Genomic DNA, 15,481 nt, shown 5'->3' on the forward strand with positions numbered 1-15,481 from the left:
GCGCCAGCGCAGTACCGGGGCTAGTTCTGTTCGGGAATCGAGGCCGGTGCCTGCACCCCCGCACCTGTGAGGTTGTCGCACCGCACGAGCTGGGTCCCGATCCGTTCGAGCGGGCAGTCGACGTACGTGGTCAGAGAATTATCGTCGGTATCGGAAGAGGCTGTCGCAGCCCCTGCCGTGAGGAAGAGCGCCGGGAAGAGCGCGGCAACCGCTGAGGCGCGGCGTGCAGACATGGCTGCCTCCTGTCGAAACGTCTATATATGTTGGCCAGCCCTAAAAGCGGGCGGCGTAAAAAAATGGCCCACATTCAGCCCCACGCTTTGGGTCCGTCGCGGTAGTCGGACCGCGACAGGACTAAATCTACTCGGCGACCACCAGTGCGCTCAGTGAACGCGATACCCCAATGGCTCACATAGCTACCCAATTTGCGGACCCCGCTACCCAACGATTCTCTGACGACGCCACAGGACAACCCCCACGGGCAGGATCAGTCCGGTTGGTGGCAGCCCACCGGTTCACTGTTTCTTGAGCAAATCCCGCGGTTGGCCTGCGCCTCCATTGAGACACAGGCGCTAACCTCGGGATCGAGGCCACACCGCTGGGGTGGTGAGGCCATCAATACGGGAGAGTTGGCCGGCGGCGGGCGGGTCCATCGGAACCGACGGACGTCGGACCGATCCGCCGCCAGGCCAACTCTCCCGGCCCCGCACCGGAACAAACTCTCGATCCACGGCATCGCACATGTTGTACGATGCAATCCAGGTACACCCGATCCCCCAAACCGTCAGGGCACGTGACTCCTTCGTCGACGAAGAGACGCCGAGCCAGTCGCAACTATATGACACGGATCAACACAAAGCGGCGTCCGCTGGTGGACGCCCCGCAAGCCGCGAACACGCCGCCCGGGGTCGACGTATGCGGTATGGCACACGCCCCGTCACCAGTAGCCGGGCCCGGTGGATTACCTACCGGATTACGTGGTGATCGCCCGAGTCTTCACCCGTCCCAAGGGCCGCCATGCCCAACCCGATACTTCACCTCCGGGCCGCAGCCAATGTCCGACTCACCGGCTAACCGTCTGCTGTCTCGTGCTCCACCAGCCATATGTCGTTTCAAGGAACCTTTGCGGTGGTGGTTGCGGGTTTCTGGGGTAGGTTCTTGGTGAAAGGCGTTCGGAGCAGGGACAAGGGGAGACCATGCTTTTTGAGCCGTTAAATGCGTACTACCGGACGTTGGGGCCCAGGGGCCGGGCGGTGCTGTTCCAGCTGCCGCTTTCTGTGACCATGTTGATGGTTGTGCTCCTGACGATGGTCCTGCACCCCCAACTCGACGTGGCCGGCCCATTCATCCGCAGCCTGGGAGCACACGTGCTCTTACTCGCTGCATGCGCCCTGGTGCCGTGGGGTCGATTGCCCGAACGGGCCGTGCTCGTCATCCCTTTCCTGGACTGCATAGTCGTTGGGATCTCCCGCGAGGCCGCCGACCAGTACCTCACCGTTTTGGGTTTCCTCCTGGTCTTTCCCGTCGTATGGCTGGCAGCGGACCGGCGCCGCAGCGGCGTCCTTTACGCCGTCGTCGCCACCATCCTCAGCGCCGTGCTGCCCCCGGTCATCCTGGGCACGGGCTTCGACGGCCCGGACTTCATCCGGATCGTCCTGCTGCCAGTCATCCTCGGAGCGATCGCACTGACGTCCTACGCGATCGCCAACGCCCTCACGCTGCAGCGGCAACGGCTGGAAGCCCAGGGCTGCAAGGTCAGGGACCTCCTGGTCGCCAGCGAGGACCGTGAGCGGCTGCTGAGCAGCGTCATGGACACCGTGAGTGTAGGAGTGTGCGCCGTCGACGCCAACGGGCAGGCGGTACTTGCCAATCACCAATTCAGCAGCCATTTCGGCGGCACCGTCACCGGCAGGCAGCTATCCGATGAACCACCGGGCTTCCTCGTCTATGGTCCCGACCGGAAGCAACCGCTTCCGCCGGAGCGACGCCCCGGGTTCCGGGCGGCACGAGGAGAGTCCTTCACCGACGAACTGATCTGGGCAGACAACGGAACCAGCCAGCGGGCCTACTCCGCAACGTGCCGGCTGATCCGTGACTCCCGTGGCGAACACCGGGGAGCGGTCATGGCGTTCACCGACGTCACAGCGCTGGTCGACGCGCTCTCGGCCAAAGACCAGTTCGTCGCCAGCGTCTCCCACGAACTGAGGACCCCACTGACCTCGATCCTGGGCTACATGGACCTGGCCCTGGACGAAAAGGATCTTGACCCCGACATCGAGATGTACCTGACCGTCGCAAAACGGAACGCCCAGCGGCTCCTGCACCTGGTCGGAGACCTTCTCACCGTTGCTGCCGGAGCCCTGACCATAGAGCCCCGTCACGCGGACCTGGTCGAAGTTGTCCGTCAAAGCGTCGAGGCCGCCGAGCCTAAAGCGAAGTCCGACGACGTCACCCTGGACCTACTCGCCCATGGAACCGCCACGGGCTACTTCGACCCCGAACGGCTCCGCCAGGCCATCGACAACCTGATCTCCAACGCCATCAAATACACGCCCCGCGGTGGCAGGGTCACCGTCACTGTCGATGCCACAGGGCACGAGCTCCGCTGCGAAGTAACCGACACCGGTGTCGGCATGAACGAGGAAGAAATCGACCAGGCCTTCATCCGCTTCTTCCGCGCCGCGAACGCACATTCCTCGACCATTCCCGGCGCCGGTCTGGGACTGGCAATCACCAAATCCATCGTCGAAAACCACCGCGGCCACATCACCCTCTCCAGCAATCCCGGAAAGGGCACGACCGCAACCCTGACAATCCCAGCCGCCGACCACGACACCCCAACAATGGCCACCACCACCTAAGCCCACGCCCCGGCCGGTCCGGGCCAGAAGTTCGCAGGCGTGCGTATAGGCACGTCCCACAGTTGGCGTGCGCTTGCCGATCTTTGTTGTACCTTGCTGTCTGAATGCGTGGCGGAACAGGGCGCCAGCCGATTCACGGTGGGCGGCCGCAGCGTGACTGACGCGGTAGCCAACGCGAAGGACGCCCTTTCCAGGAATTATCTGTACAGGAGCCGCGTGAGGGCACGCTGCTGCCGAGATCCACATCCGGTGACGGTTCGCTCCTAGCTGTGGACACCCGGTTCGATGGCTGGAACTTCCACGCGGTGCCGGAAGAATAGTGCCCTGCAGAGCAGGACCGCTGATTCACCGCAGATGCAAGGAGAAACCATGACGTCCGCCATCTCCGTCATAGTCTTTGACGTGAACGAAACGTTGTCCGACATGTCCCCTATGAGTGATCGCTTCCGCGAGGTCGGGGCACCCGCCGACATGGCGAAGCCCTGGTTCGCGACCTTGCTGCGGGACGGGTTCGCGCTGGCCGTCAGTGGAGACAACGGCTCGTTTTCCACCATCGGCGCCGACGTTCTCCGGCGACTGCTTAGCGATGTGAGACTCGACCGGCCCCTCGACGAAGTTGTCGAGCACGTCATGGGCGGTATGAAAGACCTGGATGTGCATCCGGACGTCCCAGCGGGGATCAGAGCTCTCAAGGGCGCAGGGTTCCGGCTCGTGACGCTCAGCAACGGCTCAGCCCAGATCGCCGAGGAAGTGTTTAGTCATGCCGGGATCAGGGATGAATTTGAGGCGGTCCTGTCGGTCGAAAACGCGTCCGCGTGGAAGCCGGTGCGCAGCTCCTACGACTACGCAGCCGCCAGTACCGGCTCCGATCCAGGCAGTATGCTGCTCGTGGCCGTGCATCCCTGGGACATCCACGGCGCCTCCCGGGCCGGGCTCCGAACCGCGTGGCTGAACAGAACCGGAGACAGCTACCCGGCCTATTTTGCGGCTCCCGAATTCACGGTGTCTTCTCTGACCGGGCTGGCACCGGCCTTGGCCGCAGCCTACTGAGGGAGCGTTCCGGCGGAAGGAAGGCTGGGCCCGGGCACAGAATCTAGTGCCAGGACCAGGTCTTGCCGCAATCGACGGTGGGTCGAAGATCCATAGGCCGTCGGTATCGGTCAGGTGGCTGTTTCGGCATGGAGCCACTGGACGCGCACCCGGATTGCCTCGCAACGATGATTCAATTTGCACCGCTGCCCGGCAGGTGCCGCGAGGCATTTGAGCTTAAACTGTTCGAGTTCATGGTTGAACCGATCCGAAGCCTGCGTCGGCCTCAGCTTTCGAATTGCGTCCGGATCAATGACGGCGAGTTGCCTTCAGCCGCGCTCGGCGCATCGGCCAGGGTGGCCGTTCCGACTGCTCGACTCACGAATACCGATCCCATAGACCCGTTCCTCTCAGCAAGCGCATTGGACTCCGTCTGGCAGCGAGTCCGTCAAGGATTCCCCGGCGGACCCCGGGCTCGGCGTTCAGCAATCTCAGCGACGAAGCACAGAGTCCGCGACCTGTTGCGCAGCCTGGTCCGGCGTGAGGTCGGTGGTGTCGATGACTTCGGCTTGGTTGTGCAACCAGGAGCGGGCTGCGACGGCGTATGGTTCCAAATACGAAAAACGGAACGTCGAGGGGCCGAGAACTGTGTCGTTCTGTATGCGGTCACGCAGCGTGGCTTGATCGGCATGGAGCACGAAATGCCGGATAGGTATGCCGTGCTCTGAAAGACCGTCGCTGATTTCCTGCCAGTAGCTCTCGACTAGAACAGTCATTGGCATTACGAGTGTGCCTCCGGTGAACTCAAGCACGCGCCGCGCGGTTTCAACAACGAGGGTCCGCCAAGGGCCCAGTGCTGGAAGTTGTCGGTTCCAGGAAGTCCCGGCCTAATGTCCATGAGCACCTCGCCGACCTTTTCGGCATCGAGGACGCGGGACCTAGGCAGCATGCCCGCCACTAGCGCACTCGTAGTCGTCTTTCCCGCTCCATGGGCGCCGTTCAGCCAAACGATCATGCAGCGAACTCTAGTTCAAAAAGATGTACTTGCAGGGCCCCGCAGCCCGGTCGCTCGAAAAATCCGCGGCTACCGCGTTAGCCGATCGGTTTACGGGAAAAGATGCCGTGTTTTAATGGTCGGTGTCGCTGGGTCAGGTGTGGTGGCTAGTAAGAGGAGGGCGGCGGCTGCGGGGCTGCCTGCGTCCGCGGTGTACATCAGGATCCGGTGCCCGGAGTCGTCGGGTTGGGCCAGGACCTCGAAGTTCAGCTCCAGGGTGCCGACCTCAGGGTGATGCATCATTTTCTTTCCGGCCATGCAGTTCTGCACGGGGTGCTTGGCCCAGAGCTTCGCGAATTCCGGGCTTTTCATTGTCAGTTCCCCAACCAGGGCTGTCAGCTCCTGGTCGTTGGACGCGGCTCCTGCAAGCAGCCGGAGTGAGGACACTGCCCGGGCGGCTTCTTCCGCCCAGTTCACGTAAAGGGCCCGGGTGTGCTCATCCATGAACAACATCTTCGTCATGTTGGGCCGCTCCACCGGGTCGGTAGGGCTATCAAAGGCCAGGTGCCCGGCGACCAGCCTGTGCCCAAGACTGTTCCAAGCCAGCACCTCACTTCGCCGGCCCAGGACGACGGCGGGCGTGCTCGCCATGGAGTCGATCAGCCGCACCGTCCCTGTACGGGCACGATCAGGCCGTGAAGCAGCGCGGCGCTTGCGCTTGGTGACCGGCCTGGCCAGGTTGAACAGGTGCAGTCTTTCGTCCCTGTTCAGGTTCAGTGCCCGGGCGATCGCCTCTATCACCGCCTCGGAAGCATTGGTGCCTAGACCCTGCTCGAGGCGGGTGTAGTAGGTGTTGCTGACCCCGGCAAGCATCGCCAGCTCTTCACGGCGCAGCCCGGGGACCCGGCGGACACCATAATTCCGGAGCCCGACGTCCTCGGGCTGCAGCGCTGCACGCCGGACTCGCAGGAATTCCCCCAGCTCACTTCCATTGCTCATCCCCCCAGTCTGCCCGGACGGTCACGTGGTTGTCCTGTCCCTGCCAGTGCTACCCACAACGTGGTGTGGCTGACGTTCCCCGATCCACGCAAGCTGAATCCGACAACTTCTCTTTTCAGACCTCATCACCCTTGAAGGAATACCCGTGACGACATCGAATGACATGGACCGCCCCCAAACAGCGGCCCAGGCCCGGCCCGAACCGGGCATGAGCGGCAGGCAACGGGTCAGCCTGATCGTCCTGCTCACCGCCAGCTTCACCCTGGCCGTGGACTTCTCCATCCTGAACGTCGCCCTGCCCACCATTGGTGCGGACGTCGAATTCAACCTCGAACACCTGCAGTGGATCGCCACGTCCTTCGCCCTCTGCGCGGCCGGGCTGACACTGCTCTTCGGCCGGGTCGCTGACCTGGCCGGCCGACGACGAATGTTCATCATCGGCATGGCCCTGCTCGGCGCCGGCTCCCTCCTCGGCGGCATCGCCACCGAACCGCTCCTGTTGATCATCGCCCGCGTCGCCCAAGGTGTAGCCACCGCCATCGTCGTACCGGCAGCTCTGTCACTGCTGCTCTCATCCTTCCCGGAAGGAAAGGTCCGGGAAAAAGCGCTGGGCCTGAACGGAGCCCTCATGGCCGCAGGGTTCACCACCGGGGCCATCCTTGGCGGGCTGCTCACCGATCTGATCAGCTGGCGGTGGGCGTTCCTGATCAACGTCCCCGTCGCGGCCGCCGTGCTGGTCCTCGCTCCAATCGTTCTAGCCGAAAGCCGCCCCACAGAAAAGACCCGGCTGGATGTTCCCGGAGCCATCACGGTCACCCTGGGCCTGCTCGCCCTCGTCTTCGGACTCACCCACGCGGCCGAAGCCTCCTGGACCGATCCCATCACCGTGGGAGCCTTCGCCGCAGCCGTCATTCTGCTGGTCGCTTTCGTCGCCGTCGAGCGACGCGCAACCGCTCCACTTGTGCCGCTGGCAATCCTGAAACGCTCCACCGTAGCGTGGGGCAACGTGGCCGGGATCCTGGCGTTCGTTACCGAAACCTCGTTGGTCTTCCTGCTCACCCTGTACCTGCAGCGGGTCCTCGGCTACACCCCGCTCGGTGCGGGGCTCACCTTCGCTGTCCTGGGTTTGGGCACCGTCCTCGGCGGAATCCTGGGACCAAAGGTCATCGGCAAGATTGGCAACAAACGCGCCATTGTGTACGGGTTCATCGTCCAGGCCATCGCTACAGCGTCACTCGTTCTACTCAGCAACGACCCCGCAGCGATCATCCTGTTGCTGATCGCGACGTTCGTCGGGGGCGTCGCGAACCTGGTCGTCATCGTAGGGTTCATGGTCACCGCCACCACAGGCCTGCCCGAAGAAGAAGCAGGCCTCGCCACCGGCCTTGCAACCATGAGCCAACAAATCGGCATCACCATGGGCATCCCAATCATGAGCGCCATCTTCACCTCCCAGCTCCTGGCCATCGGATCAGCAGACGCCCCGGCAGTCCTCACCGGAGTAACCCTGGCCGTCTGGGTCAACGCCGCGCTCTGCCTGGCAACAGCACTGGCCGTCGCCCTCTTCCTGCGCCCAACAACAACTGAGCAAGCCCCAGCCCCCTAATCGAGCACCTGCATAAAGCCCAGGGGCATGCCACTCCAAGATGAGCGGCATGCCCCTCCCCATGACCTGTGCCCCCGCAATTTCTGGGCGTCGAATCTCAAGTCGTACACGACAGCTGCACCGGCGGCCGCGGCATCCTGTGAAGGATCGTTTTGTGGGTACACCAATCGCAGATACGCGCGAAAAGCCGCCATGCACCGCTGAAAATCACACCTCTAATCCCCGCCAGCTGACGTCAGCTGCCCAACACCCCGAACTGACGTCAAGGCCTCCTGAGGAGAGCAAATGTCGATTACGCGCGGGACCCTGGCTTGTTCTCAGGAGAGCACGATTCACAGCACGTCCTTCGGCCACCTCGCCACTCGCGACGCTGAGAAATCTCCGCGTTCAAAACCGAACCTGAAAACCAGCAGCGATATACGCTTGACGCGTTACCCTTCCTGTTTAGGCAAAAGCAGTAAGGGTAACCCTAGAGCCCGTCGCAGCAATTATGGCCTCCGACAAAGACATTTGCGGGGCCAACCCTCCGGCGGGGTACACCCTGGGCCCGTGACGAATCCAAGCTTTTGGCGAGTATTCCGCAGGCTCTCCGAGGATTGCAGCTAGTGGAGAAGGCGCGCTGCTCCGCGCCTGTGCCGGACCACATCAGGGCACTGGTGAAGGTCTCGCCCTCAGTGGCCCTGCACAACTAGCTCCGGCCCAAGCCAAGCACTGCTTTCTGTCAATCCCGTACGGAGGGGCGTCGCCGCGCCCGTGGGGTATGAGTTTGTCCAAGCAGTGGTTTTACTTAGGCTAGCCTTAGCTAATAAAATTTCTCGGATGACCACGCAGCTTGAATTCGCGCGGGTACCTTTCGCTGCCGATCTTTCGAGCTACGGAACCAGGCCTGCCATCATCGCCGACGGGCTCACCTTGACCTATCAGGGCCTGGCCGAGCGCACCGCGGACCTGGCCAAGGCTCTCGGCACGGAGCGTCGCCTCATTGCACTGGCCGCATCGAACGATGTCGAATCTTTGGTCGCCTATCTCGCCGCTCTTGCGTCCGGAAATCCGTTGATCCTTCTTCCCGAAGACAAGCCAGCGGCGCTGGATTCCATGATCGAAGCCTATGATCCTGACGTTGTGCTGCGCTCGGCCAACGGCCGGTTCAGCCTCGACGAACGACGGCCGAAAAGCAGACACGAACTTCATCCAGACCTTGCCCTGCTGCTAAGCACATCTGGTTCCACAGGTTCACCAAAGCTGGTCAGGCTCTCCCACGGCAACCTGCAAGCCAACGCCGAGTCCATCGCCACATATTTAGGCCTCACCTCGGACGACCGCGCCGCCACCACGCTTCCGATGTCGTACTGTTACGGACTTTCGGTCATCAACAGCCATCTGCTCCGCGGCGGCACCCTGGTACTGACCGGCCTGTCGGTGGTGGACCCATGCTTCTGGGACCTGTTCCGGAATGCGCAGGCCACTTCGTTCGCCGCGGTTCCCTATACGTTCGAACTGCTCGAACGTGTAGGTTTCGCGGAAATGGAGCTGCCCAGCCTCCGCTACATTACCCAAGCCGGCGGCCGGCTTGCGCCCGAAAAAGTCCGTGCCTACGCCGAGATCGGCAAGCAGAAGTGCTGGGATCTCTTCATCATGTATGGCCAGACCGAAGCGACGGCACGGATGGGATACCTTCCTCCGCACCTCGCCGCCGACAACCCCGGAGCGATTGGCATACCTGTTCCCGGCGGCACCTTCCGCATCGACCCCGTCGATGGCTTGGCAGACGGGGAACTGATCTACAGCGGACCGAACGTCATGCTTGGGTACGCGCAGGCACCCCACGATCTGGCCCAGGGCCGTACCGTTACCGAGCTGCGGACCGGTGATCTGGCGCGCAGAAACGACAAGGGACTCTACGAAGTGGTCGGGAGGCGCAGCAGGTTCCTCAAAATCGTCGGCCTCCGGGTAGACCTTGGCCAGGTGGAAAGCCTCCTGACCGGCCTCGGCGTCACAGCGGCAGCCGCAGGCACCGATGATGTCCTGACCGTTCTTGCCGAGGGCACCCACGACATGCAGCTCCTGACCAAAGTTCTGGCCCAAGGCATCGGACTGCCTCGAGCCGCCGTCGACCTCCGCCCAGTCCACGAACTGCCGCGCCTGGGCAACGGGAAAGTCGACTACAGCGCCATCACCGCCCTTGCCGGGCGCAACGGCATCGACACCGATCCCACCACCGCACAACCCGAAGGACAGCGCGCGCCGGGCGCCCCGCCCGGCGCAGAAACCGAGACCATCCGCCGCATCTTCCAAGAGGGGCTTGAGCTCACAGAAATCAAGGGCGGGGACAGCTTCGTATCACTCGGCGGCGACTCCCTGTCATTTGTAGCGGTGTCGGTCCGGTTGGAACGGCTCCTCGGCAACCTTCCCCCGGCTGGCACCTTAGGACCGTCTCCGACCTGGAAGCCAAAAATCCTGTACCCAATAACCCGGGACAGGGCGCCCGCCCCTCCCGGCAGAAGCGTAGACCCGTTACCTCAGCCATGGATACCAGCATCGTTCTCCGGGCCATAGGCATCATCCTGATCATCAGCACCCATATCGGCCTCTTCGAATGGCAAGGCATGGCGCACGTCCTGATCGCCGCGTCAGGGTTCAACTTCGCCCGATTCCAGCTCAACGGTCACGGACTCCCCAGGCTACGCCGCCAACTCACCGCAGTGGCCCGCATCGCGGTGCCAAGCATGCTCTTCATCGGCGTTGCATACCTCCTCACGGACCGGTACACCGTAGCCAACGTATTGCTGCTCAACGCCCTGATCGGACCCGAGCAGGTCACCACACAATGGCATTTCTGGTTCATCGAGGTCATCGTCTACATCCTCGTAGCGATGTCGGCTCTGCTCACAATCCCCTGGCTCAACCGGGCCGAACGCCGGTTCCCGTTTCTTTACCCGCTGGCACTCTTCGGCACGGGACTTCTCACCCGCTACGAGGTCATCAACCCGGACATCCCCCATACCCTCCCCGCCCTTTGGCTTTTCACACTGGGCTGGGCACTCGCGCGGTCGCACCACCTCCCGCAACGCATCCTCGTCTCAACGCTCGCGGTCCTCACCATCCCAGGGTTCTTCGACGATCAAAACCGGGAACTCACCATGATCGCCGGGATCCTGCTCCTGACCTGGCTGCCTACCCTGCCCGTGCCCCGCATCCTCAGCAAACCAGCCGCCCTCCTGGCCAGCGCCTCCATGCACATCTATCTCGTCCACTGGCTCATCTACCCCCTCGTGAACCCCATCAGTTCAACCCTTGCCGTAGCGGCCTCCCTCGCCGCAGGCATCGCCTACCGGAGCCTATGCAACATCACGGTCCATGCATATCGCCGGCGCATGCTCCGCAAACCGAAAGTAGGCCGGGAGCCCACGGCGTCCGCTCGCCAACTAACTCCCGTCTAAACCACCGTTTGCTAAGAATGAAATTCGATGGCCCCTCAGTTGCGGGGCGCACGAGGATTCCGAGGGCACCGCGAGGGGTTGATGTCGGCGTTACACGGCGATCAGGAATTTTTCGGCGGTCAGGCCAGCACATCGGGTACGACGATGCTCTGCCTTGGCCTCGCTGAGGTCGGCCGGGCCGTCGCGGCTGTGATCCTTTACGGCGCCACACATCGCCGCGCGGGCAGGCAGAGTTACTTGCCAACTCGATGACCAGGGCGGCCGAAGCCGGTCGTTCTGGTGTGATCAACACCCAAGAAGAGGAGGACCCGTACTCGGGATGGGACGGAACCGACCATTAGGCCAAAACCGGCAGGATCGGCATCAGCCACCGCGCCGCCGCCGATCGGCCGGGTTCGCTCCTGGGAAGAAAAGGAGGAAAATTACGTGATGGAGTTTGAACTACGGATCATCGCGGATTGCCCACATAGTGCGCCGGCCCTTGCGCTGCTTCGTGCCTCGCTGGCGGATGAAGGGATTGATGGAGAAGTCCGGGTAGTCGAACTTTTTCGTGAGGAACAGGCCCAGGCGCTGGGTTTCCACGGCTCGCCATCCTTCATCGCCGATGGCCGTGACCTGTTTCCCTCCAATGCGCCTCCTGCCCTGACCTGCCGGCTCTATAGCCGCGGCAGCGGTGTCGGCGGCCTGCCCATGCAGAAAGACATCCAAGCCGCCCTCCGTCAGCTCAACAGCGATACTTAGGCGCGGCGTGACGTTCGTTTGCCGACTCTGGCCCGCGAGCAGGTCAAAGGTCTCAATCCCGCCGAAGGTGACGGTGTCCAGGAGGATGTCCTTGGGTAATTCGACAACGTTGCGTGCTGAGTAGGAAAGCGTTAGCCAGGACGGGCTCCAGCCTGTCAGGCCTCGACTGTCAGTGCCCGGTCACGACGATGAAGAGGCCGTGGATGGGTGAACAATCCCCGGTCCTTTCCCGGCCGGCGCCGGTGACCGTCAGGTCGACGGCCCGGTTCCAGGGGTTGCCCGAGCTGCCTGCATCTGTCAGGACAAGCGTCCGGCAGCTGTTCACTGTGCTGATCATCGCAATGACAAGTGGTCGGTGCTGGTCATCGTGGAGCTGGCCTCCGGCGTAAGACGTTTTCGAGAGCTCCAGCGGGCTATCGATGGAATTTCGCAGCGCATGCTGACCCTCACGGTGAGGCGTCTTGAACGCGACGGGCTGGTTTCCCGCACGGTCTACCCCACCGTGCCGGCCCAGGTCACCTACGAACTCACTGAACGCGGAAACAGCCTCACCATGCTTGTCAAACAACTCGCGGATTGGTCTGCGGAGCACAAAGACGCCATCGGCGCATCCCGCGAGCTCTACGATCACCAAAACCCAGACCACCAGATCCGCTAACCCAACCCGACTTCAACAGGGGCCGGTTCACGGCCCTTGGGGGATTCGCGGCCGAGAGGTTTCAAGCCACATCGCGATCGAACTAAGAGCGGCCGGGCCGCCCGTAAGTGATAGGTGAACGGACACGAGCCATCATTCTTGATGGCTCGGCAAGTTCCGTGAAGCCATGCTGGGCATAAAGCCCGTGAGCATCCGCCGTTGAAAGCAAAATCCGCCTCAGGCCCAAGGGTTCCAGATCCGCCATTACACCTGCGGCGAGCATCTTGCCGATGCCCTGACCGCGGGCTTCGGTCGCAACGAACACGTCGCATAGCCAACCAAAAGTAACTCCATCAGTCACGACGCGACCGTACGCTACTTGCTCTCCACCCTCGATGTCGTACACTCCATAGTTCCGGGAGGCATCAATAGCGGCATCTTGCATTTCACGAAACCGACCTCGCGCCCAGTAGGACTGCTCGCTAAGCCACAGGTGCACGCGGGCACGATCAACCCTGTCCGAGTCGGCAGAGAAAAAATATCGCTCAGTCATGACAACACCCTATGGCGAACGGGCAACGTGGTTCACACACTGACCGCCAAAGGTTAAACGCTGGGCTTGGAACAGAGCGGTATACACCCGTATCCCTTCAGGCCGTGGCGTCCTGAACGACGACTGCCGACGACCCTGGTCAGAACCGCAACGAGCACACCACAACATGGGCGTGACCGGATGCCCACATCTGCGGACGATGGATGGCTCGCCCTCGAAGTCCTTGAATTGCCCAATCTTGTCTTCCAGACAAAGACGGGAGACCAGCCCGAAGCGGGGTTTAGCGACGGACGCTCCGTCTAACGGTCAGCGATCCTTGGCAATTACACCGTGGCGTCTTACGCCCCAAATGAAGAGCCTCCGGGAGCCTAGGAGACGTATGACAGGAATCCCAGGTAGATCGGTATTTCCGCGCCCGCGTGGAAGAGCGGTGCGGGGATGATGCTGCCGGAGCTGCGAGTGAGGTAGCCGCCGATGAGACCGAGCGGGAATGCGAACAGCCCAATAAAGATGAGTGCGGAGGCCGTGTAAGTCACGCCGACGTGCCAGGAGGCAAAGATCGCAGCCTGGATACCGGTCGCCCCGTAGGGGCCGAAGGCGATGTTGAGCTTGGACAGCAGCAGCCCCCGGAACATCAGCTCCTCCAGGAATCCATTGGCGGCCGCCGTTGTCAGAAGCGGGGGCGTCAGGCTGAGGTAACGGGCGACGTCGAGGGCGCCTTGAGGGGGCATGAAGCGTGAGTGCGACAAGGCGCCGAAAGTCAGTGCGTAGAACGCAAGGAGCGCGACGATTCCGATCACGTACGCCCTCCCGAATCGACCTCTGCGCAGATAAATTAAGGCCAGCGAACTCCTTGAGATCCAGACCACCACCAGCACGGCGAGGACGGTGAGCAGCAGCTCATCGAGCTCGATGATCACCGTGCCCGAAACCGTCGAAGCCAAGGGGTTCCCGGCGGCCGGAGGGCTGCGCAGGATCCGGCCTGAAAGGAATCCGGGCACGTAGCGATCGGCCACGATGAAAAGGGACATACCGAACAAAGCCAGGGGGATTTCCCAGTAAGCGTGCATGGCGGCACTGCGCCGCGCCAGTAGGGCGACGGCAAGCAACACCGCCGGGACGACCAGGCCGCAGGCGAGGCGAGCGGCATCACCGGGAACGTACCCGGCTGCCACGGGCAGGAATCCGGCCACGATGCAGGCGGCTCCGAAGCGAGCCGCCGGCATCGGGGTGAGCGGCGCTCCCTGCGTGCCAAGAGGGTCTGGAGCTGTTAGAGAGGTTTTCGTTTTCGCCCGTTGCCGGTTAAATGCCAGGTTTGCCGGGCTCTGGTGCTTTGAGTTCATGGCCTACTGCTCCCCGATGGGATGAAAGACGGCGGCCGGTCAACGTGGATCCGTTTGGCGCGCGCCCAAACCACCGCGTTCTGCCCGGCAAATGATATGGCCAGGGCCAAGAGCAGTTCGCCGACTACCAAGCCCTGGGGATGGTGTGAGCTCGGGTCGAAGAGTGCGAACGGCAACCGCATCCCCATCAGAACAGCCCACGCTACAAGCGTCATCGCTGTCCCCTTGACCATCACGTAGCCGGCATCGGCCCAGACCCGGAACGTTGTCCCCCGCCAGAGACCGGCAGCCAAGCCGATCACAATACCGGCCACAAAAACGGCTGCGCCTCCCACGTCCATGGCGAGAGGTTGGCGCGCCAGTTGCTGGAGCCCAATGAGGCCAAGGCCCGCCGGGAACAGCACCAGCCTTCGAACCCTGAGAGGTTGGGCACGCATCTGGCGGTACAGGACGAAAGCGATCAAAGCCACGTAGATTCCAACGTTGACCGCGAGGCTCCCAAACTGATCCGGGGACATCCTTACACCTCCATGGAGCGTATGTCTTACCGTAAGATGTACGCTACATCCATGCAGGAATCTGTCAAGACCCCCCGGAAACGGAGACCGCGCGGTTCTTTGACCCGGGAGCAGGTAGTCGAAGCAGCGTTGGCGCTAGCCGACGAAGAAGGCCCCGAGGCCCTCACCATGCCGATGCTGGCCCAGCGCCTCAAATGCGGGGTGATGACCATCTACGGCTACGTCGTCAGCAAGGATGAGCTGCTCGCAGCCATCGCCCAACGCGGCCTCCGCGACCTCCGGCTCCCTCACCCTCTACCCGCTGACGCCGCGGAAATCCTACTTGCCTGGGGACGGGCACTTCGCCTGAACCTGCTCGAGCACCCGAGCCTCCCGCTAATCTTCCTCTCCCGCCCGGTCATCGGACCCGGCATCCTGCACGGACTCGAAGCCCTCCTCGGGCCCTTGGCCAACGCCGGAATGCAGCCCTCGCGGAGCGTCCACGCCGTCTACGCGGTCCTGACCTACGCCACAGGATTCGTGGCATGGGAAGTACCACGCACCCACCGGCAGCCGCCAGCGACCTACGCCGCGAGCTGGCGGCGGGAAGTTGCCAGCCTGCCTCCAACCGACCTTCCCCTTCTCGCCGGCCTCCTCGACGAACTTCCAGAGGTCGCCGGCCAGGAACAGTTCGAACTCGGGCTGGCAGCCCTGACCACCGGCCTGACCATCAACCCCTTCCAATAAAGTCCCGTCCAACAACATGCCGCACACCTGCGAC

15 protein-coding genes are annotated in these 15,481 nt (G+C 62.8%); 8 read left to right on the forward strand and 7 right to left on the reverse strand.

Annotation, left to right across the window (positions count from 1 at the left end):
* Positions 1-20: 20 nt before the first annotated feature.
* Complete coding sequence (locus ACX5I6_RS16010) at positions 21-233, reverse strand: hypothetical protein (protein WP_223994948.1); 213 nt, start codon at positions 231-233, stop codon at positions 21-23.
* A gap of 963 nt (positions 234-1,196) precedes the next feature.
* On the opposite strand from ACX5I6_RS16010, the gene ACX5I6_RS16015 reads away from it, so the two are divergent.
* On the forward strand, positions 1,197-2,861 hold the full coding sequence (locus ACX5I6_RS16015; RefSeq protein ID WP_461841114.1) for a PAS domain-containing sensor histidine kinase: 1,665 nt from the start codon (positions 1,197-1,199) through the stop codon (positions 2,859-2,861).
* A 369-nt stretch (positions 2,862-3,230) separates the two neighbouring features.
* Positions 3,231-3,911, forward strand: coding sequence for a haloacid dehalogenase type II (locus ACX5I6_RS16020; RefSeq protein WP_461841115.1), 681 nt, complete (start codon positions 3,231-3,233; stop codon positions 3,909-3,911).
* A 470-nt stretch (positions 3,912-4,381) separates the two neighbouring features.
* Here ACX5I6_RS16020 and ACX5I6_RS16025 read toward each other — a convergent pair whose 3' ends face one another.
* Together ACX5I6_RS16025 and ACX5I6_RS16030 are read right to left on the reverse strand one after the other, a co-directional pair.
* Positions 4,382-4,666: a hypothetical protein gene (locus ACX5I6_RS16025; RefSeq protein WP_223994942.1), complete on the reverse strand. Its 285-nt coding sequence runs from the start codon at positions 4,664-4,666 to the stop codon at positions 4,382-4,384.
* Positions 4,667-4,995: 329 nt separating this feature from the next.
* Positions 4,996-5,883 carry a helix-turn-helix transcriptional regulator gene (locus ACX5I6_RS16030; protein WP_461841116.1) on the reverse strand — a complete coding sequence of 296 codons (888 nt, stop codon included), beginning with the start codon at positions 5,881-5,883 and terminating at the stop codon, positions 4,996-4,998.
* Positions 5,884-6,091: 208 nt separating this feature from the next.
* On the opposite strand from ACX5I6_RS16030, the gene ACX5I6_RS16035 reads away from it, so the two are divergent.
* The 4 genes from ACX5I6_RS16035 to ACX5I6_RS16050 all read left to right on the forward strand — a co-directional run bounded on the left by ACX5I6_RS16035 (position 6,092) and on the right by ACX5I6_RS16050 (position 11,670).
* A complete protein-coding gene (locus ACX5I6_RS16035; RefSeq protein WP_223995170.1) occupies positions 6,092-7,489 on the forward strand; it encodes an MFS transporter in 1,398 nt (465 codons plus the stop codon).
* Between the two features lie 819 nt (positions 7,490-8,308).
* On the forward strand, positions 8,309-10,045 hold the full coding sequence (locus tag ACX5I6_RS16040; RefSeq protein ID WP_461841117.1) for a non-ribosomal peptide synthetase: 1,737 nt from the start codon (positions 8,309-8,311) through the stop codon (positions 10,043-10,045).
* Positions 10,015-10,929: an acyltransferase family protein gene (locus ACX5I6_RS16045; RefSeq protein ID WP_461841118.1), complete on the forward strand. Its 915-nt coding sequence runs from the start codon at positions 10,015-10,017 to the stop codon at positions 10,927-10,929. Before ACX5I6_RS16040 ends, ACX5I6_RS16045 begins: the two co-directional genes overlap by 31 nt.
* Positions 10,930-11,358: 429 nt before the next feature.
* Complete coding sequence (locus tag ACX5I6_RS16050) at positions 11,359-11,670, forward strand: hypothetical protein (protein WP_223995168.1); 312 nt, start codon at positions 11,359-11,361, stop codon at positions 11,668-11,670.
* Positions 11,671-11,839: 169 nt separating this feature from the next.
* Here ACX5I6_RS16050 and ACX5I6_RS16055 read toward each other — a convergent pair whose 3' ends face one another.
* Positions 11,840-11,995 carry a hypothetical protein gene (locus tag ACX5I6_RS16055; RefSeq protein ID WP_461841119.1) on the reverse strand — a complete coding sequence of 52 codons (156 nt, stop codon included), beginning with the start codon at positions 11,993-11,995 and terminating at the stop codon, positions 11,840-11,842.
* A gap of 30 nt (positions 11,996-12,025) precedes the next feature.
* Here ACX5I6_RS16055 and ACX5I6_RS16060 point away from each other — a divergent pair, with 30 nt between their 5' ends.
* Entirely contained in the window at positions 12,026-12,328 is a 303-nt protein-coding gene (locus tag ACX5I6_RS16060; RefSeq protein WP_461841120.1) for a winged helix-turn-helix transcriptional regulator, read from the forward strand.
* Between the two features lie 82 nt (positions 12,329-12,410).
* Here ACX5I6_RS16060 and ACX5I6_RS16065 read toward each other — a convergent pair whose 3' ends face one another.
* From ACX5I6_RS16065 to ACX5I6_RS16075, 3 genes are all read right to left on the reverse strand, one after another.
* Entirely contained in the window at positions 12,411-12,860 is a 450-nt protein-coding gene (locus ACX5I6_RS16065) for a GNAT family N-acetyltransferase (RefSeq protein ID WP_461841121.1), read from the reverse strand.
* A 368-nt stretch (positions 12,861-13,228) separates the two neighbouring features.
* A complete protein-coding gene (locus ACX5I6_RS16070) occupies positions 13,229-14,203 on the reverse strand; it encodes a CPBP family intramembrane glutamic endopeptidase (RefSeq protein WP_223994924.1) in 975 nt (324 codons plus the stop codon).
* Positions 14,200-14,721: a hypothetical protein gene (locus tag ACX5I6_RS16075; RefSeq protein ID WP_461841122.1), complete on the reverse strand. Its 522-nt coding sequence runs from the start codon at positions 14,719-14,721 to the stop codon at positions 14,200-14,202. The genes ACX5I6_RS16070 and ACX5I6_RS16075 overlap by 4 nt, the downstream gene beginning before the upstream one ends.
* A 51-nt stretch (positions 14,722-14,772) precedes the next feature.
* On the opposite strand from ACX5I6_RS16075, the gene ACX5I6_RS16080 reads away from it, so the two are divergent.
* Complete coding sequence (locus ACX5I6_RS16080) at positions 14,773-15,447, forward strand: TetR/AcrR family transcriptional regulator (protein ID WP_223994920.1); 675 nt, start codon at positions 14,773-14,775, stop codon at positions 15,445-15,447.
* Positions 15,448-15,481: the final 34 nt, after the last annotated feature.

The organism is Arthrobacter sp. MMS24-T111, assembly GCF_054888995.1.